At 60.8% G+C, this 26,515-nt stretch carries 25 protein-coding genes and 1 tRNA gene; 18 read left to right on the forward strand and 8 right to left on the reverse strand.

What is annotated here, in order from left to right; all coding sequences use genetic code 11:
* The first annotated feature begins 28 nt into the window (after positions 1–28).
* The 8 genes from M2447_RS00400 to M2447_RS00435 all read left to right on the forward strand — a co-directional run bounded on the left by M2447_RS00400 (position 29) and on the right by M2447_RS00435 (position 10,766).
* Positions 29–1,168: a LysM peptidoglycan-binding domain-containing protein gene (locus M2447_RS00400; RefSeq protein WP_277556852.1), complete on the forward strand. Its 1,140-nt coding sequence runs from the start codon at positions 29–31 to the stop codon at positions 1,166–1,168.
* Between the two features lie 46 nt (positions 1,169–1,214).
* Positions 1,215–2,393 carry a putative peptidoglycan glycosyltransferase FtsW gene (locus M2447_RS00405; protein WP_277556853.1) on the forward strand — a complete coding sequence of 393 codons (1,179 nt, stop codon included), beginning with the start codon at positions 1,215–1,217 and terminating at the stop codon, positions 2,391–2,393.
* Between the two features lie 145 nt (positions 2,394–2,538).
* A complete protein-coding gene (locus M2447_RS00410; protein ID WP_277556854.1) occupies positions 2,539–3,702 on the forward strand; it encodes a UDP-N-acetylglucosamine--N-acetylmuramyl-(pentapeptide) pyrophosphoryl-undecaprenol N-acetylglucosamine transferase in 1,164 nt (387 codons plus the stop codon).
* Positions 3,699–6,095 carry a UDP-N-acetylmuramate dehydrogenase gene (gene murB / locus M2447_RS00415; RefSeq protein ID WP_277556856.1) on the forward strand — a complete coding sequence of 799 codons (2,397 nt, stop codon included), beginning with the start codon at positions 3,699–3,701 and terminating at the stop codon, positions 6,093–6,095. The genes M2447_RS00410 and murB overlap by 4 nt, the downstream gene beginning before the upstream one ends.
* Before the next feature lie 148 nt (positions 6,096–6,243).
* The gene (locus M2447_RS00420; protein ID WP_277556857.1) at positions 6,244–7,206 is read left to right on the forward strand and encodes a D-alanine--D-alanine ligase; all 963 of its coding nucleotides are present in this window, start codon (positions 6,244–6,246) and stop codon (positions 7,204–7,206) included.
* Between the two features lie 12 nt (positions 7,207–7,218).
* On the forward strand, positions 7,219–8,151 hold the full coding sequence (locus M2447_RS00425; RefSeq protein ID WP_277556858.1) for an FtsQ-type POTRA domain-containing protein: 933 nt from the start codon (positions 7,219–7,221) through the stop codon (positions 8,149–8,151).
* A gap of 101 nt (positions 8,152–8,252) precedes the next feature.
* Positions 8,253–9,443, forward strand: coding sequence for a cell division protein FtsA (ftsA, locus tag M2447_RS00430; RefSeq protein WP_277556860.1), 1,191 nt, complete (start codon positions 8,253–8,255; stop codon positions 9,441–9,443).
* Between the two features lie 78 nt (positions 9,444–9,521).
* Positions 9,522–10,766 carry a cell division protein FtsZ gene (locus tag M2447_RS00435; protein WP_277509645.1) on the forward strand — a complete coding sequence of 415 codons (1,245 nt, stop codon included), beginning with the start codon at positions 9,522–9,524 and terminating at the stop codon, positions 10,764–10,766.
* A 195-nt stretch (positions 10,767–10,961) separates the two neighbouring features.
* Here the strand turns inward: M2447_RS00435 and M2447_RS00440 are convergent, their stop codons facing one another.
* The 6 genes from M2447_RS00440 to M2447_RS00465 form a co-directional block, all read right to left on the reverse strand.
* Complete coding sequence (locus M2447_RS00440; protein ID WP_277509644.1) at positions 10,962–12,278, reverse strand: mechanosensitive ion channel domain-containing protein; 1,317 nt, start codon at positions 12,276–12,278, stop codon at positions 10,962–10,964.
* 175 nt (positions 12,279–12,453) lie between these two features.
* Positions 12,454–12,813 (reverse strand): 50S ribosomal protein L19, encoded by a 360-nt coding sequence (gene rplS / locus M2447_RS00445; RefSeq protein ID WP_277509643.1) that lies wholly within the window; start codon positions 12,811–12,813, stop codon positions 12,454–12,456.
* Positions 12,810–13,496: a tRNA (guanosine(37)-N1)-methyltransferase TrmD gene (gene trmD, locus M2447_RS00450; protein ID WP_277509642.1), complete on the reverse strand. Its 687-nt coding sequence runs from the start codon at positions 13,494–13,496 to the stop codon at positions 12,810–12,812. The genes rplS and trmD overlap by 4 nt, the downstream gene beginning before the upstream one ends.
* Positions 13,497–13,523: 27 nt before the next feature.
* On the reverse strand, positions 13,524–13,919 hold the full coding sequence (locus M2447_RS00455) for a hypothetical protein (RefSeq protein ID WP_277556862.1): 396 nt from the start codon (positions 13,917–13,919) through the stop codon (positions 13,524–13,526).
* Between the two features lie 136 nt (positions 13,920–14,055).
* Positions 14,056–14,340, reverse strand: a complete 285-nt coding sequence (rpsP, locus tag M2447_RS00460; RefSeq protein ID WP_277509640.1) for a 30S ribosomal protein S16 — start codon at positions 14,338–14,340, stop codon at positions 14,056–14,058.
* 370 nt (positions 14,341–14,710) lie between these two features.
* Positions 14,711–14,785, reverse strand: a tRNA-Cys gene (locus M2447_RS00465).
* Between the two features lie 700 nt (positions 14,786–15,485).
* Between M2447_RS00465 and M2447_RS00470 the strand changes: the two genes are divergently transcribed.
* From M2447_RS00470 to trxA, 7 genes are all read left to right on the forward strand, one after another.
* Positions 15,486–17,660, forward strand: a complete 2,175-nt coding sequence (locus tag M2447_RS00470; RefSeq protein WP_277509639.1) for a TonB-dependent receptor — start codon at positions 15,486–15,488, stop codon at positions 17,658–17,660.
* 247 nt (positions 17,661–17,907) lie between these two features.
* Positions 17,908–19,017, forward strand: a complete 1,110-nt coding sequence (locus M2447_RS00475) for a peptidyl-prolyl cis-trans isomerase (RefSeq protein WP_277556863.1) — start codon at positions 17,908–17,910, stop codon at positions 19,015–19,017.
* Between the two features lie 174 nt (positions 19,018–19,191).
* Entirely contained in the window at positions 19,192–19,572 is a 381-nt protein-coding gene (locus tag M2447_RS00480; RefSeq protein ID WP_277556865.1) for a VOC family protein, read from the forward strand.
* A 116-nt stretch (positions 19,573–19,688) separates the two neighbouring features.
* Positions 19,689–21,575, forward strand: a complete 1,887-nt coding sequence (locus M2447_RS00485; protein ID WP_277556867.1) for an ABC-F family ATP-binding cassette domain-containing protein — start codon at positions 19,689–19,691, stop codon at positions 21,573–21,575.
* 92 nt (positions 21,576–21,667) lie between these two features.
* The gene (locus M2447_RS00490; RefSeq protein ID WP_277556868.1) at positions 21,668–22,489 is read left to right on the forward strand and encodes a segregation/condensation protein A; all 822 of its coding nucleotides are present in this window, start codon (positions 21,668–21,670) and stop codon (positions 22,487–22,489) included.
* A gap of 129 nt (positions 22,490–22,618) precedes the next feature.
* Positions 22,619–22,996 (forward strand): hypothetical protein, encoded by a 378-nt coding sequence (locus M2447_RS00495; RefSeq protein WP_277556869.1) that lies wholly within the window; start codon positions 22,619–22,621, stop codon positions 22,994–22,996.
* A 189-nt stretch (positions 22,997–23,185) separates the two neighbouring features.
* A complete protein-coding gene (gene trxA, locus M2447_RS00500) occupies positions 23,186–23,506 on the forward strand; it encodes a thioredoxin (RefSeq protein WP_277509632.1) in 321 nt (106 codons plus the stop codon).
* A 155-nt stretch (positions 23,507–23,661) separates the two neighbouring features.
* Here trxA and coaD read toward each other — a convergent pair whose 3' ends face one another.
* The gene (gene coaD, locus M2447_RS00505) at positions 23,662–24,141 is read right to left on the reverse strand and encodes a pantetheine-phosphate adenylyltransferase (protein ID WP_277509631.1); all 480 of its coding nucleotides are present in this window, start codon (positions 24,139–24,141) and stop codon (positions 23,662–23,664) included.
* Positions 24,142–24,327: 186 nt separating this feature from the next.
* Here coaD and pgsA point away from each other — a divergent pair, with 186 nt between their 5' ends.
* Complete coding sequence (gene pgsA, locus M2447_RS00510) at positions 24,328–24,963, forward strand: CDP-diacylglycerol--glycerol-3-phosphate 3-phosphatidyltransferase (RefSeq protein WP_277509630.1); 636 nt, start codon at positions 24,328–24,330, stop codon at positions 24,961–24,963.
* Positions 24,960–25,493: a phosphatidylglycerophosphatase A gene (locus tag M2447_RS00515; RefSeq protein WP_277509629.1), complete on the forward strand. Its 534-nt coding sequence runs from the start codon at positions 24,960–24,962 to the stop codon at positions 25,491–25,493. The genes pgsA and M2447_RS00515 overlap by 4 nt, the downstream gene beginning before the upstream one ends.
* Before the next feature lie 3 nt (positions 25,494–25,496).
* Here the strand turns inward: M2447_RS00515 and M2447_RS00520 are convergent, their stop codons facing one another.
* On the reverse strand, positions 25,497–26,057 hold the full coding sequence (locus M2447_RS00520) for a nucleoside deaminase (RefSeq protein ID WP_277556870.1): 561 nt from the start codon (positions 26,055–26,057) through the stop codon (positions 25,497–25,499).
* 152 nt (positions 26,058–26,209) lie between these two features.
* Here M2447_RS00520 and infA point away from each other — a divergent pair, with 152 nt between their 5' ends.
* Entirely contained in the window at positions 26,210–26,476 is a 267-nt protein-coding gene (infA, locus tag M2447_RS00525) for a translation initiation factor IF-1 (RefSeq protein WP_277509627.1), read from the forward strand.
* Positions 26,477–26,515: the final 39 nt, after the last annotated feature.

Below are 26,515 nucleotides of genomic sequence, written 5' to 3' on the forward strand. Positions count from 1 at the left end.
ACAACAACAAACACACCTTCATCCTCCAATGAAAATTCTAAAAATGATCGGCCTCGTCGTCGCCGTGCACGCCGTCGTCCTCACCTTCGGTTTCATCCTTCCCGGCTGCCAGTCCACCGCGCGCACCTCGCACGCGACGCCGGAAAAACCCGCCGCCTCCAACCTCTCGCGCATCGAAGCCGCGCGCGCCGCCACCACCGTCGGCGGGCAAGCCAACTCCGGCATCCCCGCGCCCGACAGCGGCAACGCCGGCTCCGCGCCCCTCTCAACGGCGCCCGACAGCGGCAGCGCCTTCACCGGCGGCCCCGTGACGAATTTCAGCGTCCCCGCCTCCAGCGCCGCCATGCCACCGCGCCCGCAGACCGGAGCCGAGGCTCCCGCCATCGAACCGGAACCGCCCCCCATGCTCACCTACACCGTTGTGTCGGGCGACAGCGCGTGGAAAATCGCCAAAAAATTCAAGATATCCACCAACGAACTCCTCTCGGCCAACGAGCTTCCGCGCAACCCCACGCTCCAAGTCGGTCAAAAGCTCAGGATTCCCGCAAGGACCGTCGGCCAGGCAACCACCCGCGCCACGACGCAGGCAACACAAGCCGGCACCAACATTTACAAGGTGCAAGCCGGCGACAGCCTCGCCGTCATCGCCCGCCGCTACAACACCACCGTTGCGCGAATCCAAAGCCTAAACAAACTCGCCGGCACATCCATCCGCATCGGGCAGGAACTCGTCGTCCCCTCCATTGCCGACGCGCCCGCGACAACCGCGCCCGCGCCCGCCGCCACCACCGACGCATCGGGTCCCCGCTTCACCATCACTCACATTGTGAAACCCGGCGAAAGCCTCGACGTCATCGCCCGCCACTACGGAGCCTCGCGCAACGAAATCGCCACCACCAACCACATCACCGACCCGCGCAAACTTCAGGCCGGCCAAAAACTCACCATCACATCCGCAAGGAAAAACCTGCCCGCCGACACGCCCGTCGGCGCCGCGACGACACCCGCCGCGCAGCAAGCCGCGTCACAAACGCCCCCGCCGGCGCCTCCGCCGACGCCCGTGGAAACCGCGCCCGTCAGCCCCATTTCACCGGTAAGCGAAAGCCCCATTTCGCCCGCCCCCGCCGACGCGCCGCCCGTCGTCACGCCGCAGGATCCCGCGCGCTGACGCGCGCCCGGGGCCTTATGAGAAACTTCCCGACCTCCGCCGCCACATGGATTCCGCCAGCTATTTCGACTCCCCCATTGAGGCAAAACCGAAGGCCATCACGCCTGTTTCGGTCATCATCGCGTGCGCGCTTTTGCTCCTGGCGATTGGCATTCCCATTGTTTACAGCGCCAGCACGGCATCCAAGCACGGGGCGGCCACATTTGTCACCAAGCAGTTGATCGGAGTGGGGTTCGGCGTGTGCGTGGCGTTTTTTGTCAGCCGGCTCGATCTTGAGCATCTGCGCAAATACGCGGTGCCGCTGCTTGTGGTCGCGGTCATCCTTTTGCTTCTCACGCTGGTGCCCGGCATCGGCATCCGCCGCAACGGCAGCAGTCGCTGGCTCGGCGTTCCGTCGCTCGCATTCCAGACCTCGGAGTTTGCAAAAATCGCGCTTATCTTCTGCCTCGCGCACTACCTCGCGATCAAACAAAACCACATCGGGAAAACCCTGCAGGGCTACGGCGTCCCGCTGCTCATGATCGCCGCCATCACGCTGCCCATCTCGCAGCAAAAGGACATCGGCACCGCGTGCCTTATTTTCGGGGTCGGCATCAGCATTCTCTTTCTCGCCGGGGCCAGGATCGTCAAGCACCTCGTCCCCACATTTATTGCCGGAATCGCCGCCGCGGCCGTGCTCGTGGCGACATCCCCAAACCGGCTCGCGCGCCTCACGGCGTGGATCAATCACGAGACCACCAAGTCGGGTGACGGCGGCTGGCAGCTCGAGCAGGCGCTCTCCGCATTTGCCGTCGGCGGCATCCATGGCACCGGGCTCGGGCAGGGCCGCCAGCAAATCACGTTTTTGCCCGAGGCGCACACCGACTTCATTTGCGCGGTTATCGGCGAGGAGTTGGGTCTCATCGGCACGATCTCCGTCTTCGCGCTCTTCCTGATCATTTTCATCGCCGCGCTCATGCATCTGCGCCGCGCGCCAAACATGTTCCAATACCTGCTCACCGCCGGCACGGTTCTCTTCCTGATCATGCCCGCGTTGGTCAATTTTTACGTCGTCACAGGCATGGCGCCGACAAAAGGCATGTCACTGCCCCTCGTCAGCTACGGCATGTCCAACCTCCTTCTCACCGGCGCGCTCATCGGAATCCTGCTCAACAACCAGCGCAACTGGCCGCGCCCCGCCTTTTCCAAACGCGAACGCATCCTCAGGGAAGTTGTTCAAACCTGAGAATCAAGAGCTTAGATTTAAGAATTAAGAAGTGGGCGCCATCGCGCCAACGGACGCCCCCCCGGCGGTGCCGGTGCGCCTCCCAGTTCTTAAATCCTTAGCCCTTGATTCCACCAACCCGCCTCTCCCGCTCACAAATTTTCAAGTGTCTTCCACCAGCCAGCCAACTCACACGAAAACCTTCCTCCTCGCCTGCGGCGGCACCGGCGGGCATCTCGCGCCCGGCATCGCGCTTGCCGAGGCGCTCCTCGCGCGCGGCCACAACGCGACCCTTCTTATCAGCAGCAAAAAAGTCGATTCGCGCCTCTCCGAAAAATACCCGCACCTCAACTTCCGCCGCGTCCCCAGCGCACCCCTTCCGCGAAATCCGCTCCTGCTGCCGGTGTTTCTTCTTCGCCAGCTCCACGGATTTCTTTTCAGCATTAACCTGGTTCGCAAAACCAAGCCCGACGGCATCGTCGGCTTCGGCGGCTTCACCACGGCGAGCGTCATCATTGCCGGCGCGATTTTCCGCGCGCCCATCGCGCTCCATGAATCCAACCGCGTGCCCGGTCGCGCCACCCGTTTTCTCCAGCCGCTCGCCGCGCGCCTCTTTCTTCCGCCCGGCATCGCGCTCCCCGGCGTCACCCGCTCGCGCATGCGGCCGATGGGATTGCCCGTGCGCAAGGAAATCCAGCGCGAACCGCGCGACGCCGCGCGCGCCAGCTTCGGACTTTCCCCCGAGCGCAGCGTTCTCGTCATCCTCGGCGGCTCGCAAGGCGCGACTTCAATCAACAACTGGGCCCGCGAAAACCTCCACATCCTCGCCCGCGACGGCATCCAGGTTTATTGCGTCACCGGCCTCGGCAAGGGCGGCGACGAAATCATCACCCACCCCGATGCCAACGGACGCCCCGTCAAAAGCATCTTCTCACCCTTCTGCGACCGCATGGCCGCGCTCATGTCCGCCGCCGACCTTGTCGTTTCGCGCGCCGGCTCGGGCACCATCGCCGAGCTCATCCGCTGCGTCACCCCCGCGATCCTCATCCCCTACCCGCAGGCCGCCGACAATCACCAGCAGGCCAACGCGCTTTATTTCGAGCAGCAAGGCGGCGGGGTCGTGATCGACCAAAGCCGCCTCAACACGCTCACGCGCGAAGTCCGCGACACCATTTTCAACGACTGGCTCCTGCGCAAATTTCGAGAAAACCTCGTCCGCATGGATCGCGCCAACTCGCTCGACCTCCTTCTCGACGACCTCGAGCAAATCACCAACCGCCGCCCGCCCCACACCGCGCAGGCCGGCAAGTCCGCCTCACCCGCCGCATGACCGACTCCCGCACACCGCTCCCCACCCTCTTCGGACGCGAAGTGCGCGCGATCCACTGCGCGGGCATCGGCGGCATGGGCCTCGGCCCGCTCGCCATCCACCTCGCCCGCCTCGGCTACGCCGTCACCGGCGAGGACGACGCCATGACCGCCCCCATGCGCGCCCAACTCGAGCGCGCGGGCGTCGAGGTGAATGCGGATTTCGGATTTCGGAATGCGGAATTTCAAACCACGCAAACTGCAGGCGCACCGCTTGCGTCCGACATTCCGCATTCACCCGATCTTCTCGTCGTCTCCACCGCCATCTCGCCGGAGCATCCCGCCGCTATTGCCGCAAAAACGCGCGACATCCCCATCGTTCGCCGGGGCGAGCTTCTGGCCGAGGTTGTTCGCGGGAAAAAACTCGCCGCCATCTGCGGCTCGCATGGCAAAACGACAACAACCGCGATGCTCGTCACCGCACTGCACCGCGCCGGGTTTTCCGCCGGCTACATCCTCGGCGGACTCTTCAACGACACCTCGCTCCCGCCCGCCGACACCGGCGAGACCGACTGGGTCGTTGCAGAAATCGACGAAAGCGATGGCACCATCGAAAACTTTTCCCCCGAAATTACCATCGTCACCAACCTCGACTGGGATCACCCCGACCACTACCGCACCCCCGCCGACATCGAGGCCGCCTTCCAAGCCCTCTTCGCCCGCACGAAACGGGCGGTCATTGGCTCCATTCCGAATTCCGCGCTCCGCACTTCGCATTTTCATCACACATTCGGCTCCGCGGCCGACGCGGGCTTCCGCTACCAAATCACACGCGCCGCCAACGACGGCCAGACCCTCGCGCTCGCGGGCAAGTTCCCCATCTCCAGCGCCACCGTGCGCGCGCTCGGCGACTTCAACGCCGCCAACGCCGCCGCCGCACTCGCCGCCGCGCACCTCATGGGCGCGACACTCGCGCCCGATCTCCTCGCCGCCTACCCCGGCGTCCGCCGACGCCAGTCAATTCTCCGCGCCACCGACACCCTGACCGTCGTCGAGGACTACGCCCACCACCCCGCCGAAATCCGCGCCCTCCTCTCCAGCCTCCACTCGCGCATCCCCGCCCCCGGACGCCTACTCGTCGCATTTCAGCCGCACCGCTACTCGCGCACAGCGCAATTCAAGGCCGACTTCGCAGCCGCGCTCGCCATCGCCGACCGCTCCTACCTGATCGACGTCTATCCCGCCGGCGAGGCTCCAATCGCGGGCGGTGACACCGCCGACCTCCACACCGAGCTCCGCGCCGCCGCGCCCGCGCAACCCGTCATCTATCGCAACGGAAAAACAGACGCCACACTCGCCACGCTCGCGCGCGACGTCCGCCCCGGCGACTGGGTTGTCTTTGTCGGCGCGGGCGACATCGACCACTCCGCCCGCGCCTGGCTCACGCTCGCCACCGAATACGAAAAAGCCGCCAACCACTGGGGCACCCTCGGCGTCGCCCTGCGCGGCACGCTCTCGCCCGCGTCCAAAGTCCGCATCGAGGAACCGCTCGCGCAAAAAACCACCATGCGCGCCGGCGGCGCCGCCCGTCTCTACGCCGAGCCCGCCGACGAACGCGACCTCGCCCTCCTCATCGATTTTGCCCGAGCCCGCGCCATCCGCACGCTCCTCCTCGGACGCGGCTCCAATCTCATCATCCCCGACGAGGGTGTTGATGCCCTCGTCATCTCACTCGCCGCCCCGCACTGGCAGCATTTTGAAATTTTGCCCGGCAACCTCGTCTCCTGCGGCGCGGGTCTCCGACTCAAAAATCTTTGCGGCCTCGCCGCCGCCGCCGGCCTCGCAGGATTTGAATTTCTCGAAGGCATCCCCGGCAACCTCGGCGGCGCGCTCCGCATGAACGCCGGCGCGATGGGCGGCGAAACCTTCAACCGAGTCGAAACCGTCCGCGTCATGACGCACACAGGCGAAATCAAAACCCTTCGCCCCTCCGAGATGGACGTTACCTACCGCCGTTGCGGCGCGCTCGCCGCAAACAACCTCGTCGCCCTCTCCGCCACGCTCCGTCCCGACGGGGAAAAATCCCCCGCCGAAATCACCGCGCAAATCGAGGCCAACCGCGCCAAACGCCAAACCGCGCAACCCCGCGAACCCAGCGCCGGCAGCATTTTCAAAAATCCACCCAACGACTCCGCCGGACGCCTCATCGACACCGCCGGCTTGAAAGGCGCGCGCATCGGCGGCGCGGAAGTTTCCCCGCAGCACGCCAATTTCATCATCAACCGCGGCGGCGCGACCGCGACCGACATCATCCAGCTCATCCGCCGCATCCGCTCCGCCGTCCTGAAAACCCACGGCATCGCCCTCGACCCCGAAGTCCTGCTCTTCGGCGCAAACTGGGAGGATTACCTGTGAAAAATTCCAATTTCCAAAACCCAAATTCCAATAAAACTCCAAAATTCAAATTCCAAATTCCATTGGAAATGAGAAAGGTCCGATTGGAGTTTGGAAACTCATTGGAATTTGATCACTGGAATTTGAAATTTCCCGCGAGGAGCACGCCATGAACACATCCGCCCGCCAACCCGTTCCCCCCGCCTCCGCGCCTTCCCCCATCATCGCCATCCTCGCGGGCGGCACCTCCTCCGAGCGCGAAGTCTCCCTGCGCTCCGGCGAAGCCTGCGCCGCCGCGCTCGCGAAACATTTTCCCGTCGAGCACATCATCATCGACCGCAACGCCCTTCCCGCCGCGCTCTCCCCCGCGCGCCATGTTGTCTTTTCAACCCTCCACGGCACCTTCGGCGAGGACGGCGGCATGCAACGCCTCCTCGAGGAAGCCGGCATCCACTACGCCGGCTGCGACGCCGCCTCGAGCGCGTTCACGATGGACAAAACCCGCACCAAGCGCGCCGCCGCCGCGCGCGGCGTCCGCACCATCGCCGGACTCACCTTCAGCGCCCGCCACAACAAACCCTCCGCCACCCAAATCATCGCGCAACTCGGCCCCGACCTCGTCCTCAAGCCCAACGCCGAGGGCAGCTCCGTCGGCCTCCGCATCATCGAAAACCGCGCGCAACTCGAAACCGCCCTCGACGCCGCGCGCGACGGCGACTGGCTCGTCGAACGCCGCATCCACGGACGCGAACTCGCCGTCGGCGTCCTCAACGGACGCGCCATGGGCATCGTCGAAATCCGCCCCAAGTCCGGCATCTACGATTACGAAAGCAAATACACCGCCGGCAAAACCGACTACCTCGCGCCCGCCCCCTTTGACGACGCCACCGCCGCCGTCATCCGCCGCAACGCCGAGGTCGCCTTCGAGGCCTGCGGCTGCCGCGACTTCGCCCGCATCGATTTTTTCTTCACACCTGAAAACGAAATCCTCCTCATCGAAATCAACACCCTCCCCGGCATGACCGCCACCAGCCTCCTGCCAAAAAGCGCCGCGTGCGCCGGACTCGATTTCGAAAACCTCCTCCGCGAAATGGTCGCGCCCGCCCTCGCCCGCCACGCCGCCGCCCCCTGAGATTTGAAACCCGTGAAGCACTCGCCAAACCCATCCTCACGCTCACCCAACAACTGGAGGAACCTCACCCGCCAGGTCACCCCCGGCGTCCGCACACCCATCAGCCAGAAACGCCAGAAACGAGACATGATCAAGAAAATCGCCCTCTGCCTGCTGCTCTGCGTCATGGCAATCATCGCATTCGAGCTTTATACTGTTTGGAAAAACAACCCCTCCGACATCAAGGCGCCCGTCAAGGACACCCCGCTCAAAACCATCACCGTCCGCTCCAACGGCGTTCTCGATTACAACTGGACCGTCCGCACACTCGCGCTCCCCGAGGGCGTCGACATGATGGAGCTCGACATCACCGCCCTGCGCAAACGCATCCTCGATCACGCCCAAGTCCACACCGCCGTTCTCACCCGCCAGTTTCCCGACACGCTCACTGTCACGCTCGAGGAACGCTCCCCCGTCGCCCGCATTCTCATCCAGCAACCCGGCGGCGAGCGCGAGGAACTTCTCGTCGCCACCGACGGCATCGTGTATTCGGGCGCCAACTACGCGCCCGGCACCCTCGCAGCCCTCCCCTATCTCGCCGACGTCAACCTCCTGCGCACCGCGCCCGGAGCCCACCAATACCTGCCCCTCGCCGGCATCGACTTCGTCGCCAAACTTGTCGCCGAGGCCCAAATCAACATTCCCGATCACTACGCCACCTGGCGCTCCATCTCCATGAAACGCTACGACGAGGACCGCCTCCTTGTTGTCAACACCAGCAAAGCCACCCGCATCACCTTCGGCATCCGCGAGGAATTCATAAACCAAATCGCGCGCCTCGACTACATCCTCAACGACATCGCCCGCACCGCGAATCCCAACCGGGGTCCCGTCCACACCATCGACCTCTCCGTCGGCCAGACCGCCAGCGGCATCCAGGCTCCCGTCACCTTTCACCGAAAATAAAAGACTGAAAGGCTGAAAAACTGAAAGGAAAACAGCCTCAGTCCCATCGCCAATTCCTTCAGCCCTTCAGCCTTTCAGTCCTTCAGTCCTTTAATCAACCCATGGCCAAAAACTTCAAAATCATCGCCGGCGTCGAAATCGGCACCTCCAAGATTACAGTCCTCGTCGGTGAGCTCACCTCGCGCAACCTCACCATCATCGGCAAATCCGAGTGCCAGTCCGCCGGCGTGATGAAAGGCGTGATCATCGACGCCAAGGCCGCCAGCAACGCCGTCCACACCGCCCTTGAGGGCGCGGAAAAAAGTGCCCACATTCCCATCGACGAAGTCATCCTCGCCCAAACCGGCATGCACCTCCAAGGCTTCAAAACCGACGCCATCGTCAACGTCTCCTCCGCCAGCAACACCGTCAGCTCCACCGACATCCAGACCGCCTGCCAGATCGCCCTCTCCAAGCAACTCCCCGAAAACCGCACCATCGTTCACGAAATCCGCCGCCCCTTCCGCCTCGACGGCCAAATCATCGCCAATCCCCTCAACATCCGCGGCAACCGCCTCGAGGCCAACTACTGGATCGTCCACGGCGACACCAACACCGTCACCAACTCCATCTACATTATCCAGGGTTACAACCTGCCCATCCTCGACCTCGGCCTCGCCAGCCTCGCCTCCGGCAGCATGGTCACCACCCCCGAGGATCGCCACCACGGCGTCCTCGCAATCGACATCGGCGCCGGCACCACCGACTACGTCCTCTACCGCAACGGCGCCGCGCACGTCACCGGCGTCGTCCCCGTCGGCGGCAACCACGTCACCAACGACCTCATGCTCGGCCTGCGCACCACCCCCGGACAGGCCGAAACCATAAAAACCCGCCACGGCCGCGCCACCCTCCACTGCCGCGACAAAACAACCAAAGTCTGGCTCAACGGCGACCACGGCATCGGCGACCGCCCCATCCCCCTCCAAAGCATCGAACAAATCATCTCCGCGCGCATCTCCGAAATCTTCGAAATCGTCCGCAAGAAACTCGACATTGATTACACCCCCGAAAACACCCCCGCCGGAATCGTCCTCACCGGCGGCACCTCCAAGCTCGAGGGCATCGTTGACGCCGCCTCGAAAGCCTTCGAATCCACCGCCCGCCTGGGCGAGTTCCCCCCCCACATCCTCGAACAACTCCGCGCCCCAGGCTACGCCACCGCCCTCGGCCTGCTCTTCACCGGAGCCTCCGCCGCCCGCGGACAACTCCCGCCAAAAAAGGGGGGCATCTGGGGACTCTTCAACCGTTAGCAGGGAAAATCCGGACGCCACCAGCCGGCGCCTGCGCCAAACACCAAACTCAAACACTAAACTTTCCGCCTCCGTCGCATGGACCTTCACGAACTCCCCCTCACACCCGCCGCCTCTCCCGACGCGCCACCCGTCACCTTCAAACTCATCGGCATCGGCGGCGGCGGCTCCAACGCCCTCGCGCGCCTCCCCCTGCCCTCGCTCGAGGGCCTCGACACCGCCATCATCGACACCGACCGCAAAGCCCTCGCGCAGCACACCTCGCCCGCTGAAAAACACCTCCTCGCCCCCGCCCTCCGCGGCGGCCTCAGCACCGGCGGCGATCCCGAGCTCGGACGGGAAACCGCCGAGGCTGCTCGCGAACAACTCGCCCCCCTCGCCACCGGCGCCGACATCATTTTTCTCTCAGTCGCCCTCGGCGGCGGCACCGGCGGCGGCGTCGCCCCCCTCGTCGCCGAACTCGCCACGGAAAACAACGCCCTCGTCATCGCCTTCGCCACGCTCCCCTTCAGCTTCGAGGGCTCGCGCCGCGTGCGCCAGGCCGAGGAAAGCCTCGTCGAGCTGCGCCGAGCCTGCGACGCCGTCATCACCCTCCCCAACGACCTGCTCCTGCAACAAACCACCGACACAGAATCCGTCACCGACGCACTCCGCCGCGCCGACGAATGGATGCTCCGCGGCGTCCACTCCATTTATTCCATCCTCCGCCGCCCCAGCCTCATCAACCTCGACCTCGCCTCGCTCCGCCGCGCCTTTGTCTCCCGCGGCGGCAAAACCCTCTACGCCCTCGGCCACGGCGCCGGTGAAAACATCATCACCCAAACCCTCGAAAGCCTCAAGATGTGCCCCCTCCTGCACATCGCCGAAACCGCGCGCAAGGTTGACCACCTCATCGTCAACATCATCGCCGGCTCCGCCATCACGCTCCCCCAAATCAACGACCTGATGAGCGTGATAAGCGCGCAATATGGCCGCGATGCCCACGTGCTCATGGGCACATCCATTTCCGACGACCAGCCGGACGCCATTCAAGTCTGCGTCATAGGCACCACCGATGTCGGCACCCGCCCCCGCCCCGTGCGCGCGGCAACGCCTGCCGCCGACAACGCCAACGTCGAAACCAATGTTCAACAACCCGCCCCCAAAGGGAAAAAAACTGTCATCAAAACAAAAGGCCCGGCAAATCAGGATCAGGAAGAATTCACCTTCGCCGGAGCCGACCAGCAGCGCGGCACCTTCGAAAACTCCGACCTGAATCTCTTCGAGGACCAGGACCTGGACCGCCCCACCTACCTCCGCAAAGGCATCAAAATCCAGCTCTAACCCGCAAAGTCCGGGACAGTAGTTCCCCCATCCACGAACACGGCCCCATGTTGCGGGTGCCGCCAAAGACAAGGCGGCAGGCGGACGTTTGAAACGCCGAAACCGCCGTGCTTAACGCCCCGAAAAAAAACGCGCCCGGCAAGCACGCCCCTCACAAGCGCGCCCCCGGGCATGGAACTTGTTTTGATTTCCGCCTTAACCTTTCATGACCACGGCGGATTTAAATTCGCGCACGTCCTCGCTGCTCGGGTTTTGATACACGGACAGGCCAAACTCGCCGATGATCGCCAGCAGATGGTCGAAAATATCCGCCTGAATACCCTCGTATTGAACCCAGCGAACATCGCTTGTGAAGGTATACAACTCCAACGGTATGCCTTTCTCCGTCGGGTCAAGCTGGCGCACCATGAGCGTCATTTTCTTGTGAATGTTCGCGTGGGCGCGCAGGTAGGCTTCGCAGTAGGCGCGGAATGTGCCGAGGTTCGTCAGGCAACGGCCATTGCCGAGCACCGAAAGATCGCAACCTTTCTTTTTATTCTCCTCGTCAATTTCTTTCTGCTTGGCGTCAAGGTATGGCTTCAGCAGCTCAATATGGCGCCAGTGCTCCAGTATTTTTTCGTCGGCAAAACGGATTGTTTTCATGTCAACCTTGATCGAACGCTTGATGCGCCGTCCACCCGACTCCGACATGCCGCGCCAGTTCTTGAACGAACCCGACGCCAGCGAATAGGCGGGGATCGTGACGATCGTGTTGTCGAAATTGCGCACTTTCACAGTCGTGAGCGACACGTCGATCACATCGCCGTCCGCGCCCGCCGAGGGCATTTCGATCCAGTCGCCCACGCTGACCATTTTGTTTGCCGCAAGCATGATGCCACCCGTGAAACCAAGGATCGCGTCCTTGAAAATCATCATCAGCACGGCGGCCAGCGCGCCGATTCCGGAGAGGAAATAGACGGGCGATTTGCCGAGCAGAATCGAGAGCACGAGGATCGCCGCGATGAGCGCGATGACAAGCTTGCCGGCCTGGATCACACCCTTCAACGGCATCCCGCTAAGAAGGGTCGTGCGCTGTGAAATGAGATGCACCGTGTCGAAAGCCGAAAAGATGACCCCCACCGCAATCGCGATGATGTAGAGGTTGACAAAACTATCCGCAAACGATGCGACCGCGGGCGCGTCGGCAAACACGCGGGCGTTAAACGTGCTGATGATGATCGCCGGCACGAGGTGCATGAAGCGCTGGATCAGCTTTGACTCGATCAACGCGTCGTCCCACTTGGCCTCGGTCTTGGCGATGAGCCGGTGCACGGTTCGCACCACGATGAAATTGATAATCTTGTAGGCAAGCAACGCGACCAGCACGAGGCACACGCCGGCGATGATCGTGCCGGTGAGCACCGCGGTTTCATGCGAGACGCCGTGGTTGACCAGGGTTTCCTTGAACAAGGTGCTCAAGCCTTCGATGCTGTCGGTGGAAGCGGTAGCGGGGACGGTGTTGGTATCAGCCATAGTGCGTGCAACCTTGGGGAGCATCCGCGGCGTTGTCTATGCACGATTGAAAAAAAATCAGGGCGCACAATCCGCGAGGGCGGCGGGTGGCGACACGCCGCACGCCGCCTTTTGGGCGCAAAAAAAGCGAACCCGGTTCGGATTCGCCTTTCGTCTAAAATTAAGGATGCGCCGCTCAGGCTTTATCGTTGCGCCTTACGCGAACGGCCATGGCGGCCTTGCCCTCGCGACCGCGCAAATAATAGAGGCGCGCGCGCATCGGCACGGAATGCTTCTCAACCTCGATCTTCTCGATGTTGGGCGAGTTCACGGGGAAAACGCGCTCGACGCCCTCGCCGTAGCTGATGCGGCGGACGGCAAACGTCTCCTGGATGCCGCCACCCTTGCGGGCAATCACGACACCAGAGAAAATCTGGATGCGCTCTTTGTCGCCTTCGCGAACCTTGGTGTGCACGCGCACGCCATCGCCAACCCGGAATTGCGGGATGTTGGTCTTGAGCTGGTTTGCGGTGATTTCTTTGATGATCGGATTCATGTCTGGTTTTGTTTGAGTAAATCTGGTCTAACTTTGCGAGTTTTCTCAACACGTTGCGCGTGCCGCCAGTCTTCGATTTTGCGGTGGTCGCCCGAAAGGAGGACTTCCGGAACGGACATGCCGCGAAATTCGGCGGGACGCGTGTATTGAGGAAAGTCGAGCAACTTGCCTGTGAAGGATTCATGCGTCAATGACTTTTCTTCACCAAGCACGCCGGGAATGAAACGGCTCAGCGCGTCGATCACCACCGCCGCCGCCAGCGTGCCGTTGGTGAGCACGTAGTCGCCGATGCTGATTTCCCGGTCGATCACGCGATCGCGAATGCGCTGGTCGATGCCCTCATAGTGTCCGCTCAAAAAGATGACGTGCTCCTCGCGCGAAAGCTCCTCCGCGATCACCGGCGAAAGCGGCTCGCCGTCCGGCGTCAGGTAAACGCGCCTGCACCCTGGTGTTTGCAACTGCTCCATCGCCGCGAAAACCGGCTCCGGCTTGAGCACCATGCCCGCGCCGCCGCCAAAGGGCCGGTCGTCCGCCGTGCGGTGCTTGTCGGTTGTCCATTCGCGCAGGTCATGCACGCGCACATCGAGCCGCTTCGCGCCGATGCCCCTGCCGAGGATGCTCTCGGCAAGAAAGCCGTCGAGCATTCGGGGGAAAAGTGTGATGACGTCGATTGTGAGCGGCATGGATGAACGGCGCGGAATTTCAGGAACTCAAGCAACCGGAGGCGGTTGATTGACGACGGGCGGCTGGGGGCGGGAGACGGGCTGCGCCTTGTCGCTGCGACCGACAAACACGGCCGCAAACACCGCAACAAACCCGACAACGTATCCCAGTGCCCTTACAATCCCAAGCCCATTAAAAATAAGATTCATCTTTTCAGCGGGTATGTTTCCTCCGATTTGCATGTTGATGATATACGCCGTGGTCAAAGTGCCAAAAAACGATACCGCAAACAGGATGGCGATTCCAACCAAGGCGAGGATCGCCGCCTTCGGGGCGCGCGAACGCAAGGCAAGAGCGCAAAAGAAACAGATAGTATAAAGCAACAAGTAAGGCACTGCGACGGTCAGTTGCGAAAGAAGGATTCGGGGCAATTCAGAGCTCATGGGTCGATTTGGTTGAGGGTTGCGAAGGCCGGCGTGGCGGTTCGGGCTTGATTAACAAAACAAAAGCCCCGGCTTGTCAAAAGCCGAGGCGTGGTTGGAAAAAATTGACGATGCGAAGCGAAGTGACGCGCGCTTATCAAGCAGCGGGTGCTTCCTCGACGACCGGAGCTTCGATCGTGGCCGACTTGCGAACCTTCTTGATAAGGCCCTTGGCGGTGTCGGTCGGGAGCGCGCCCTTGGACAGCCAGTATTCGGCGCGGGCAAGATCGAGTGTGAGAGCGTCCTTCTTGGAACGGGGCGAGTAGGTGCCGAGGATTTCGACCGCGGCGCCATCGCGACGGGAACGAGCCTCTGCCACGACCACGTGGTAGATGGGTTGGTGCGTCGCACCGATGCGGGAAAGACGGATTTTAAGAGCCATGTTGATTACTGATTTCTGAAAAGATTCTGATGAAAAGTCGGTGAATGCACCGTTCCAGCGGCAACTTGTCAAGCGCACTCCTCCATTTCCTGCAAATTCATCCGCGCTCACGGCACTTTTGGATTTCCCAAAACTTGACCGACTGGCGTCGCCCTTCGGAAATCCAAGCGCGATGCGCATCGGTTCGCACAACACAAAGAGAACCCGCCTTCAACGGGAGTCCGGCTTGACAAGGCTCCCGGCAAATCGCCCTGGATGAAATCCCTCTCGCGACAAACACGCCGCCGTTGGATGAGTTTTATCCCACGCTGCCTGCGATCCACGCAAATTGCCCAATTTCGTTTTCTATTTTTTCCAACGAGTCATAAATTGGAGGCGCGGGCCGGAATCGAACCGGCGCATAGAGATTTTGCAGACCTCGGCCTTACCACTTGGCTACCGCGCCCATCTCAGTCTTATTCAGTGCTTTCCAAACACGTTCGGCCTTCTCCCCCGCCCACGCCACACCGATAGTCCGCACTTTCGGCGCATGAGGGAGAAAAAAGTTAAACGCTGGAAAAGAACCAATGCGGCAATCTTGTGGCGGATTGCCTCGACCGGCGGGCGTTGCGCCCGCGTGAAAGGGAACGGAAAAGAAAAGTGGCGTTCCCTCAAGACTAAACTTTCGTTTGACGCGAAATTGCGCCTTGAGACCTCGAACGCTCCCCCAATGCGAGACCCGGTTCTAGCATCTGCGCAAATACTCGCCGACAGATTGTCGTGGCGCGTGGACAGAACACCCATCCACCTGCTGGAATATTCCCCGCGCACACGCAGGAAAAACAACTTGAGACCGCTGTTCAGTCCCAGCCCTCATCACAGAATCGGCGGCTTATCGGGGTCTCAACGGTATAGGTCTATTTTTGACTTCAAAATCTCGAAAAACATTTTTCGCAGCCATAACCAATTAACATACAACATTTAATGAAACATAACGACAGTCGCAATCTCATTGATAAGATAAAACTGCGTTGACATATGAGAATGGGACTCATTCTACATGACAGAGTATGAGTCTCAATAGCTTAAAGCCTTGTTCATTAATTTTCCCGCTCGGTATCTCTGCAAGCGTTCGCGCTTTGGCGGCCTTGGCGGTGTTTTTCTGCGTGCATACGCAGGGACTTGCATCGGATGTCTCGACGGCATCCAGTGCGCACGGTTCCACAGGGAAGGCGTCCGGACAGGAATCGCCAAGTGAAGCGCAACTCTATGATTACAACAAAAACACAGTGGAGCTGGCGCGCATGACTGTAGTTGGCACGCGTTTTGGCATCAATATCGAGAAATACCCCGGCTCGGCCAGTGTGCTGACGCCGGACGATCTCGATTTCACGGCTGATATTATTCGCGCGCTCGCCAATGTGCCCGGCATTGACATGGGCAACGACATGGGGCGCGGAATGGGGCAGCAATACTCCATTCGCGGTTTCGGTTATGTTAACGAAAATCGCGTGATTATCATGCAGGACGGCGTGCGCCGCTCCACAAACCTTTATTCCAATCAAAGCTCCAGCTTTCGCGTTGATTCGGATTTGCTCAAGCAGGTCGATATCGTGCGGGGTTCGTCCGGCATTTCATACGGCGGGGGCGCGATTGGCGGCATTATCAACATGACCACAAAGGACGCGCGGGACTACATTTTGCCGGGGCGCGAAGTCGGGTTGTTTCTTTCCGCTCGCTACGATTCCAACAGCCTGGCGCAGGGATACTCCGCCGTGGCGGTGGCGCCCGCGAGTGTGCCGCTCGATTTGCTGGTGTTTGTCAAGCAGTCACATCGCGGCGACTTGAAACTCGCGGACAAGGTTCCGCTCAGCGCCACGGTCAGCTCTGACGAGATCAGCAATGACGAGGACACGACCACGGCCTTTGTCAAAGTGGGCTGGAACATCGCCCCCGGCCACCGTCTCGCGTTCAGCATTTTTAAATACGACGAAGAGGCCGAAACGACATGGCAGAGCTTGTATAACCAGCAATACTCGACCACCACGGGACCCGTTTTCGCCGACTTGGTGCAGACGGACTCGATCCTGCGCTACACGGCGAATCCGGCGGGCAGCCGCTGGCTCAACCTGAACGTCACCGCCTACCGCAGCAAGGGATACCTCGACCGCAGTTACTCCTATGTGCCCATAAGCGGCGCCAATGCCGGAATCGAACAATCGCTAAATTACAAAAACCAGGACAAACGCAAAGGCCTCGGCGCGCAAAACCTGATGCACTTTGAAACCGGCCCGGTTAAGCACCGGCTGCTTCTTGGCGCCGATTATGAAAACCGCAAGGAGGACGCGCTCTATGTGCTCAATGCCGCGCGCACGGATTTCGGCTCGATTCCCAATGAATACAACGACTACGGCCTTTTCCTGCAATACGAGCCCCGCTTCCTGAACGAGAGACTGGCGCTGCAAGCCGGCGGGCGATACGACTCGTTCAAGCGCGAGGTCAAGGGCGTGCCCGAGGATTACGACAGCTCGCGTTTCTCGCCCCGCATCGGCGTGAGCGCTGAAATTTTGACCGGCCTCGTGCTGCTTGCAAATTATTCGGAGGCGTTCCGCGCGCCCACGCCGCACGAAACCTCCTCGGACGGCCCGTTGAATATCGTTTACTGGTATCGCCCCAATCCCGATCTCGATCCAGAATTGTCCGCCGAGTATGAATTTGGTTTTTCGTGGGGCAAAAGCGCCCTCTTTTCCGCCAACGACCGCTTCAACGTCAAGGCCATGTATTTCACGGGCCGAATCAAGGACATGATCGCCCTTGAGGAAATCGAAGGCGCGGGCACATCGCCCGCGGGCACTCCCTACGCAACATATCAAAACATCGGCAGGGTCAAACGCGACGGCGTCGAGGTGGAAATGGCCTACCGCATGACGCAGTGGGGTGTGAACCTGTCCTATGAGCACCTCAACCAAAGGGACGCGGCGACCGGCAAAAAAACACCGCACGCCTTTGCCGACAAAATCCGGCTGGGCGGCTCCGTGCGCCCGTTTTCGGAGGACATTGAGTTCTCGGCCGATGTGTCGCACTGGTTCAAGCCCAGCCAAAACCCAAAGCAATACTCCAACGGCACCTATTACGTGCGCGACGATTACACGCAATGCAATGTGTCCGCGCGCTGGCGCCTGACGCGCACGGGCATCAGCTTTTTGGACGGCACCACGCAATTGCACGCGGGCATAAACAATGTGTTCGACCAAAAACGCATGCATCCCTCGAACCTGGAAACAGGCACGCGCATCGGCCTTGGTCGCAACATTTACATCAGCGCGAGCAAGCAATTCTGACACCGGGGCAAACGCACACCAGCCTCCCGCACACTCCGGCACCCCGCGCCAATAAACGCGGGGTGTTTTTATTGCGAAGCGGACACCCACCGCCCCGACCGCATTGCCTTTTGCAGCGAGCGAACCGCGTTTTCCGCTGTTGACCGAGCCTCTCAAACACCTACTTTCCGCAGTTTCGCACATCAATAAAACTGAACCATTTGACACAAGCTGCAGTCTCACCCATCGGCAAACGATTCGTTCATCCATGATATTTACCCGTTCTCACGCAACCCGTCTCCCTGCTGCCGCGCTCGCGGCGATCCTTTGCACAACCGCAGCACCCCAAAACCTCGGCGCACAGTCGCCGTCGCTCCTTGATCCCGGCGCCGGCTCGATTTCACTCGTCCCGGACATGCCCGCTCCCGCGCCCCAGCAGGCTGAACCCGCCGCGCCTCAGGAAATGGACCTGCGCCTTCAAAACGCCATCGTCGCCGTCGTCGAGGAAAAGGCGATCACGATGGACGACATCCGCCGCGAAATCACCCCGCTTCTCCCTCAGATCATACGCGAATCGACGAGCGAGCAGGATTACCTCAACAAAATCCAGGCGCTTCAGGACGACATTGTGCAAAACCACATTGATCGCGCCCTCATCGTAAAGGAATTCTACAAGGAAAAAGACGGCGAGCCCGTGAAAAGCATTCCCGCCAGCTACATCGACAACCAACTCGAGGAAATCATCATCACGCAATACGACAACGACCGCTCAAAGTTCCTCGCCTACCTGCGCGCCAAGGGCCAGACCATCCGCGAATTTCGCAAGGAAATCGAGGAGGACATGATCAACGGCTACATGCGCCAGCAGCAACGCAAGAGCCAGAGCGTCGTCAGCCCCGTGAAAGTCGAAACCTTCTACCGCGAAAACAAGGACAGGTTTTACCAGGACGACCAAGTCCACCTCCGCCTCATCCAGTTCACACGCAACAACCAGACCGACGGCGAGCTCATCTCCAAGGCAAACGATGTGGTCAATCGCATGAAAAACGGCGAAAAATTCGAGGACATCGCCAAGGAAGTCAGCCAGGACACCCGCCGCAGCAAAGGTGGCGACTGGGGCTGGCAAAAACGCAGCGATCTCAAGGCCGAGCTCAGCGAGCCGCTCTTCAAGCTGCAAAAAGGCGAGGTCACCGAACCGATTCTCATGCCCGAGGGCGCGTTTCTCATGTATGTCGAGGATCGCAAATACGCCGGCATCCAGCCCATCGACGAGGTCCGCGACCAGATCGAGCGCATCGTCCTCCAGCAAATGGCCCGCGCCAGCCAGGAGCAATGGCTCGAACGCCTCCGCCGCAACGGCTACATAAAATATTTCTAACAGGCGCCCGCCACTTGAAACCCAGTCTGATCGTAAGGGCGGCATCACTGGCCGCCCTTGTTTTTTGGCCCGTGTTTTACTTGTTGAAAAGTTTGCCCCGGAGCCCCCGAAAAAGTCGCAATCGCGCCGCCTTTATTTGCCTTTTTTAAACGAATCCGCACTTTGCTCCCCACCATGATTAAAAAACTTCTCCACACGCGGATGCGCGTGAACGACATCGAAAAAACAGTTCGCTTTTACGTCGACGTGCTTGGCCTCAAGGTCTCCGCCGACACCGTTTCGCCGCGCGGCGCGCGCCTTGTTTTTATCCAGACACCCAACAGCGACGAGGAGATTGAGCTCTGCCAGTTGCCGAACAGCGAACCCGTCAACGTGCAACCCGACCTCATGCACCTCGCGTTTCAAGTGGACGACCTCGCCGCCTTCGCATCCGCGCTTGAAAAGAAAGGCGTCAAGCTAAGCGACGGCCCGACCAAAACCGTCGATGGCGACCTGATCGCCTTCATCGACGCCCCCGAAGGCTACGAGGTGGAACTGATTCAAAAAGCCCGGTAAAACGCGGAACTGCGTTTTGCCCGGACCGCTTTAGCGAGGCCGCCCACCCGTCTTCGATCTTCGCGCATCACGCCATTGACCGCGCGGGCAACCTCCATTTTTCTTTCGGGTTTTTCATGCTCACTCTGGCCGACGTTTCCAAATCCTACGGCACGCGCGAACTCTTCAGCGACGTGTCGCTCTTCATTGCGCGCACCGACCGCCTCGGCCTCGTCGGCGCCAATGGCGCCGGCAAAACCACGCTCTTCAACCTCATCCTCGGCGAGGAGCGCGCCGACACCGGCACCATCGAATGGGAGCGCGGCGCCGACTTCGGTTTTCTCCCCCAGGAAAGCGCGCCCGTCGGCGACGAGACCATCCTCGAAATCGCCACCAGCGGCAAGCAGCTCGAACCGACCGAGGACAACTGGGACATCGACTACACGCTCGAACCTCGCGCCAAGCGCATCCTCGCCGGCCTCGGCTTCCGCGAGGGCGACCACCACAAGCAGGCGAAAACATTTTCCGGCGGCTGGGTCATGCGCGCCCACCTCGCGCGCCTCCTCGTCTCCGAACCCTCGCTCCTCCTCCTCGACGAACCCACCAACCACCTCGACCTCGAGGCGCTGCTCTGGTTTCAGGACTACCTCACGCGCTACCCCGGCGGCCTCGTCGTCATCTCGCACGACCGCGCGTTCCTCAACGCCCTCTGCACCGGCATCCTCGAACTGCGCGCCGGCACGCTCCACTACTACCACGGCAACTACGACAACTACGTCACCGAAAAGGAGGCGCGCAAAGCCCAGCAGTCCGCCCTCTACAAAAACCAGCAGCGCGAAATCGCCCACTTGCAGGAATTCGTGGACCGCTTCGGCGCCAAGGCCACCCTCGCCTCGCGCGCCAAGTCCAAGGAAAAACAAATCGCCCGCCTCAAGGAGGAGGCCATCGAGGAGCCGCTCGACGAACTCAAGCGCATCAACTTCCGCTTTCCCCAGCCCGCGCGCTCCGGCTTGAAAGTCGTCGAGCTGAAGGACGTTTACCAGGCCTACGGCGACCATGTCGTGTATCGCGGCGACCTCGAATTCATGGCCGAGCGCGGCCAGCGCATCGTGCTTGTCGGCCCCAACGGCGCGGGCAAATCCACGCTTCTCAAAATCCTCGCCGACGTCATCCCGATCCAGGGCGGCACGCGCGAACTCGGCGCAAACGTCACCGCCGGTTACTTCGCGCAAAACCGCCTCGACACCCTGCGCGCCGACGCGACCGTTTTCGAAAACGTCATGGAGCTGCGCACCGCCGAGAACCAGCTCACCGAGCAGCAGGTGCGCGCCATCCTCGGCGCGTTCCTCTTCCGCAAGGACGACGTTTTCAAAAAAGTCTCCGTGCTCTCCGGCGGCGAAAAATCGCGCCTCGCCCTCGCGCGCCTGCTCGTCAACCCGCCCAACCTCCTCCTCATGGACGAGCCGACGACGCACCTCGACATCCCCTCGATCGACGCGCTCATCGGCGCGCTGAAAAACTACGCGGGCACGCTCATCTTCATCAGCCACGACGTGTATTTCATCAGGCAAATCGCGCAGCACGTCCTGCACATCAACGCCGGCCGCCTCACGCCCTACGCGGGCGATTACGATTATTATTTGGAAAAATCGAAGGCCACCGACGCCCGCGCCGCGCTCACCACGGCCGGCTTCACCAACGCCCGCCCGCCGCAGGAAAAACAATCCGCCGCCGCCACGGGAGCGTCGCAAACGGCTCCCGCCGCCACGCCCGCCAAACCCAGGCTCACCGCCAACCAGCTCCGCAAACTGCGCGAGGAAGTTGGCCAGTTGGAGAAATATGTCTCCGAACTTGAGTCACAGCAAAACCAGCTCACCGCCGAGCTCGAGGCGCCCGAAACCTACAACACTCCCGGCAAGGCGCAGCAGTTGAACCGCGACCTGTCGAGTGTCGTTGACCGCCTCCAAGCCGCCACCGCCGACTGGGAGGCCGCCGCCACCCGCCTGCTCGAAGCCGAGGGCTGATGAATCAACGATAACCGAGGGAACAGGCGGAAAACTCTTTTCGTCATTTTTCCACTTGCCCGTCCCGCCGCGTTGCCAAGCATTTCCGCCCCGTGCTGCCAGAAACCGACTATCGCATAAAACTTCCCGCCTTCGAAGGCCCGCTCGATCTCCTCCTTTTCCTGATCAAGAAAAACGAAATCGACATCTACGACATACCCATCGAGTCGGTCACGCGCCAGTATATCGACGTCATTCACTCGCTCAAGGAGCTCGACCTCGAAATCGCCGGCGACTTTTTCGTGATGGCCGCCACGCTCATGGAAATCAAAAGCCGCATGCTCCTGCCCAAGGGCGAGCATGCCGTCGATCCCAACGCCTCCGACGACGACGCCATCGACCCGCGCTACGAACTCGTCCACCAGCTCCTCCAATACAAAAAGTTCAAGGAGGCCGCGCAGGAATTGCAAGGGCTCGCCACCTTCAACCACGACAAGCTCCCGCGCATCGTCAAATCCGACGCGCCCGACGAAAGCGACCGCCCCCTCAAAAACGTCGACCGCATCGAACTCTGGAACGCGTTCAACATCATCCTGCGCCGCCTCGCCGAAAAACTCGTTGTCGGCGAAATCAAGGACGAGCAAATCACCGTGGCCGACCAGATGGAACACATCCTCGAGCGAATCCGCACCGAAAAGTCCTTCATATTTTCGAATCTTTTCCCCGGCAAAACCACACTTCGCACGCTCGTCGCCACCTTCATCGCCGTCCTCGAGCTCACGCGCCTGCACAAGCTGCGCATCAGCCAAAACGAAGCCTACTCCGACATCCTCTGCACGGCGGTCGAGGACGAGCCGGACGCCACATCCACCGGGCAGTCCGCGGAAAATTTCACCTCGGAGTTCGACGCGCCGCCCGAAGATGAGACCGCCTGAGGAATAACCGCAAAGCGGCGCAAAAAAAGTCATCGGCCGCCTTTATCTTTGCGCCTTTTGTGCTTTTTTGTGGATATCGCCTTATTCAATCCTTGCGCCTTTCAACACCGCGCCCACCTTCTTTTTTCCGTGAGCAAATCGCCATCCAACGACGACAAATCCCCGAAGCGCCGCGGCCGCCCCGCCAAGCGCAAACCCGCCGCGTCCAAAGCCGAAAAACCCACCGCAAAAAAAGCCAAGATCACAGCGCCCGCGATCAAGAAATCCCCAAGGAAACCCGCCGGCGCGTCCGCCCTTCTCGGCGTCGGCCTCGACAATGCGGACGGGCACAAACGAGTCACCACCGGCGAGCAATTCGCCATCGTCGGCGGCTCCGAGCAAACGCACGAGCGCATGACTGAAACCGTCATCAAAACGTTCGAGGAGCTCAAACACCGCGGCAAACACCTCTCCCAAGTCGAGCGCGCCGAACTCGCCGAAATCATCCACAAGGCAACGCCGAGATAAAAATTAAGGGCTGAGATTTAAGATTTAAGAAGCGCGGCCTCCCGCAAACGAGAATCTCCCGACAGCCGCTTGACGACTCCGTTATCCTTAACACCAGAAACACATATTGATTTTAAAACTTCACTCTTCGCATCCACCGTCGCAGTCTTCACTCCTCAATCCATAAACCTTAATTCTTAATTTCACATCATGTCCGCCAACATTGCCGATCTCACCGCCGACACTTTCAAAACCGCCATCGCCAGCGGCCTCGTTCTCATTGATCTCTGGGCCCCTTGGTGCGGCCCCTGCAAGGCCATGGCGCCAATCCTTGACGAACTCGCCACCGACCTTGAGGGCAAGGTGACAATCGCCAAGCTCAACATCGACGACCACGGCGCCGTCGCCGCCGAATACAACGTCCGCGCGATTCCCACTTTCCTGCTCTTCAAGGACGGCAAACTCATCGACACCGTCGTCGGCATGCAATCCAAGGGCAGCTTCATCGCAAAGCTGCAACCGCACTTCTGAGAAACGCCTTTTTGGTAGGGCGAACCGTCACGGTGAGCCGAGTGTGTTGCGGCTCACCGTGACGGTTCGCCCTACCTCAATGCGATAGAATAAACCAAAAAAGCTCTGGCACCCCCGCCCGCGACGATCCCTCGGTCGCCGGTGTTTTGGCGGGATTAACCTTGGTAGGCTTTTTTCAACGCCGCGCCGACATTGTCGGGCACGAAATGGCTCACGTCGCCGTTGTAGCGCGCCACTTGCTTGATCAGGTTTGAACTCGTGAAACTGTAGGCGCCGCGGGGCATCACGAACAGCGTCTCAATGGCCGGCTGCAGATGCCGGTTCATGAGCGCCATGTTAAACTCGAACTCGAAATCCGAAAGCGCGCGCAACCCGCGGATGATCGCCGTCGCCTTTTGAGACAATGCAAAATCGACCAGCAAGCCGTCGAAGACTTGCACGTCCACATTTTTCAAGTTGGCGATGTTGGGGCGGATCATCTCGACACGCTCCTCGACCGTGAAGAGCGGCCCCTTGCCCTCGTTGCTTGCCACCGCCATCGTCACGCGGTCAAAAAGCCGCGACGCGCGCGCGAGCACGTCGAGGTGCCCGTAGGTGACTGGATCAAAAGTGCCCGGATAGATGCAGTGTTGCATGAATGAAAGGATGAAGTGTGGAGGCTTTTCTGAAAAAGGTTTCTTGCTCGCCGCGTCAATCTTGGCCGTTATCGGAAGTCGCGAAACTCGCAACTTGTGGGTTGTTTCCAATACGAATTAGCCCAACATGACGAGGCTCTTTTATCGAGAAACGCTGTCAGTGTGTCGCGCCACTGTTGATCCCGAATGAAATTAAATCTCCCAAATATCATCACACTTTCCCGGATTCCTCTGATGTTCGTCATCATTTGGTTGATGTTCTGCTCGTGGCGCGGCTCGGCGACGATTGCCTTCGTGCTTTTCATCATTTCCGCGATCAGCGACTGGCTCGACGGCTACCTGGCCCGCAAGCAAAACATCGTCACCAATTTCGGCAAATTCATGGATGCCCTCACGGACAAAATCCTGGTCATCGGCATCATGGTGGCGCTCGTCGCCTATTACGGAATCAAGCAGGGCAGCGACCAGAGCCATCTCGTCATCTTTTTTCTGGTGCTGGTGATGCTCACGCTTTGCAGGGAATTTTTGGTGAGCGGCATGCGCATGGCCGCCGCCAGCAAGGGCGTGGTCGTGGCCGCCGAGCGCACCGGAAAAATCAAGACCATCGTCCAGCTCATCGCGGTCGCGTTCATGCTTCTCGAACCCGCGATTGTGATCGACTGGGCGCACAAGCTGCCGGTGGATATTTCGACCTACGCGGACATTATAAACTACACCGGCCTCGGGCTCTTTGTCCTGGCAACATTGCTCACCGTCAGTTCCGGCGTGAGCTACATCCTCAAATACCGGAAAGTTTTTGAGGAAGGCGCGCTCAAGGGATGAATTTTCGCCAACCCACCTGGCCCCGCTTTGTGCCCTCGGGCATCGTGCTCGCCATCGCGCGCGTCGGCCCGTTCGGGCGCATGCGCCGCGCGCCCGGCACATGGGGTTCGCTCGCCGGGCTCCTGTTTCAACTGCTGGTGTTTCATTATCTCGCGCTGCCGGTCGTGATTTTGATCTGCCTGCTCCTGGTCTGGCTCTCGGTCGCGTTTTGCGGCGAGGCCGAATTCCGACTCGGCGAACGCGACCCCGGCCAGATCGTGCTCGATGAGTTTGTCGCGATTCCGCTCTGCTTTCTCGGCTGGCCGCATGTCGCCGGGTCGCTGCCAAACTGGGCCGCGCCCTGGGGCGTGTATCTGGCGGCGTTCGCGATTTTCCGGCTCTACGACATCACAAAACCCCTCGGCATCTCGCGCCTGCAAAACCTGCCCGGCGGCTGGGGAGTCACGCTCGACGACACCGCCGCCGCCCTCGCCACCTGCGCCACCCTGCACCTCGCGGCCTGGGCGCTGCGCACCTGGGTTGTTTTCTAAAAATCAGGCGGACCGGTCCGAGTCGCCGCCTTTTCTTTTTTCCTGAAAAAACCGCTGCAACAACTCGCGGCACTCATCCTCGAGCACGCCGCCCGCGGTGATTTCGAGATGGTGGTTCACTCGTTGCAAATCGTTCAGGTTCGTGGCGCCGCCCAGGCATCCCATCTTCGGGTCGGGCACCGCGTAGCAAACCCGTTTCACACGCGACATCAATGTCGCCCCCGAGCACATCGGGCACGGCTCCTTCGTCACATAAAGCGTCGCGTTTTCCAGGCGCCAGTCGCCCGCGTGCGACGCGGCTTGCGTGATCGCAAGCATCTCCGCGTGCGCAGTCGGATCGTTCGTGCACTCCACGCGATTGTGCGCGCCCGCGATCACCTCGCCGCCCAGCTCGATCACGCACCCTATCGGCACCTCGTCCTCGCGCCACGCATCAATGGCCTGGTTGAACGCCAGGCTCATGTAAAACGTGTCATCACGGACCAGTTGCGAGGGAAACCGTTTGTCGAACGGACAGGGGGGCGCGGCATTTTTTTGCATGTTGTGCGATGAAACGGAATCCATTGATAAAGCGGAAAACCTTGACTTACGCGGAGCGCGCCCCTCTTTCAAGAGGCTTTTCGTTCAGCAGCGCGCGCGCTGTTTTTTCGCAAACACCAACCACCAACACAAACCGCAACCACACACCTGAAAAGGGGCGTCGCGCCCCGCAACCTATGGCTGACAGCAACGTAATCGAAGTAGAGGGCAAAATCGTCGCCGTGCTCCCCGGCACCATGTTCAAAGTGCAACTGGCAAACGGGCACGTCGTGCTCGCGCACATCTCCGGCAAGCTCCGCAAAAACTTCATCAAGATCGCGGCAGGCGACTCGGTGAAAATGGAAATGAGCCCCTACGATCTCGAAAAAGCGCGCATCACCTACCGCATGAAGGACGAGTCGGCCGCCGGTTGGCGCCGGCCCCCTCCGCGCCGCCGCTACTAACAGAACGGCGCGAGCCTCCATCCAGGAGGCCGGATCGCG

The sequence above is a fragment of the Ereboglobus sp. PH5-10 genome (assembly GCF_029504735.1).
GTDB lineage: Bacteria > Verrucomicrobiota > Verrucomicrobiia > Opitutales > Opitutaceae > Ereboglobus.

Coding starts and splice junctions, on each gene's coding strand:
- M2447_RS00400 (WP_277556852.1), top strand. CDS start 29: ATGAAAATTCTAAAAATGATCGGCCTCGTCGTCGCCGTGCACGCCGTC.
- M2447_RS00405 (WP_277556853.1), top strand. CDS start 1,215: ATGGATTCCGCCAGCTATTTCGACTCCCCCATTGAGGCAAAACCGAAG.
- murB (WP_277556856.1), top strand. CDS start 3,699: ATGACCGACTCCCGCACACCGCTCCCCACCCTCTTCGGACGCGAAGTG.
- M2447_RS00420 (WP_277556857.1), top strand. CDS start 6,244: ATGAACACATCCGCCCGCCAACCCGTTCCCCCCGCCTCCGCGCCTTCC.
- ftsA (WP_277556860.1), top strand. CDS start 8,253: ATGGCCAAAAACTTCAAAATCATCGCCGGCGTCGAAATCGGCACCTCC.
- M2447_RS00435 (WP_277509645.1), top strand. CDS start 9,522: ATGGACCTTCACGAACTCCCCCTCACACCCGCCGCCTCTCCCGACGCG.
- M2447_RS00440 (WP_277509644.1), bottom strand. CDS start 12,278: ATGGCTGATACCAACACCGTCCCCGCTACCGCTTCCACCGACAGCATC.
- rplS (WP_277509643.1), bottom strand. CDS start 12,813: ATGAATCCGATCATCAAAGAAATCACCGCAAACCAGCTCAAGACCAAC.
- trmD (WP_277509642.1), bottom strand. CDS start 13,496: ATGCCGCTCACAATCGACGTCATCACACTTTTCCCCCGAATGCTCGAC.
- M2447_RS00455 (WP_277556862.1), bottom strand. CDS start 13,919: ATGAGCTCTGAATTGCCCCGAATCCTTCTTTCGCAACTGACCGTCGCA.
- rpsP (WP_277509640.1), bottom strand. CDS start 14,340: ATGGCTCTTAAAATCCGTCTTTCCCGCATCGGTGCGACGCACCAACCC.
- M2447_RS00475 (WP_277556863.1), top strand. CDS start 17,908: ATGATATTTACCCGTTCTCACGCAACCCGTCTCCCTGCTGCCGCGCTC.
- M2447_RS00480 (WP_277556865.1), top strand. CDS start 19,192: ATGATTAAAAAACTTCTCCACACGCGGATGCGCGTGAACGACATCGAA.
- M2447_RS00485 (WP_277556867.1), top strand. CDS start 19,689: ATGCTCACTCTGGCCGACGTTTCCAAATCCTACGGCACGCGCGAACTC.
- trxA (WP_277509632.1), top strand. CDS start 23,186: ATGTCCGCCAACATTGCCGATCTCACCGCCGACACTTTCAAAACCGCC.
- coaD (WP_277509631.1), bottom strand. CDS start 24,141: ATGCAACACTGCATCTATCCGGGCACTTTTGATCCAGTCACCTACGGG.
- pgsA (WP_277509630.1), top strand. CDS start 24,328: ATGAAATTAAATCTCCCAAATATCATCACACTTTCCCGGATTCCTCTG.
- M2447_RS00515 (WP_277509629.1), top strand. CDS start 24,960: ATGAATTTTCGCCAACCCACCTGGCCCCGCTTTGTGCCCTCGGGCATC.
- M2447_RS00520 (WP_277556870.1), bottom strand. CDS start 26,057: ATGGATTCCGTTTCATCGCACAACATGCAAAAAAATGCCGCGCCCCCC.
- infA (WP_277509627.1), top strand. CDS start 26,210: ATGGCTGACAGCAACGTAATCGAAGTAGAGGGCAAAATCGTCGCCGTG.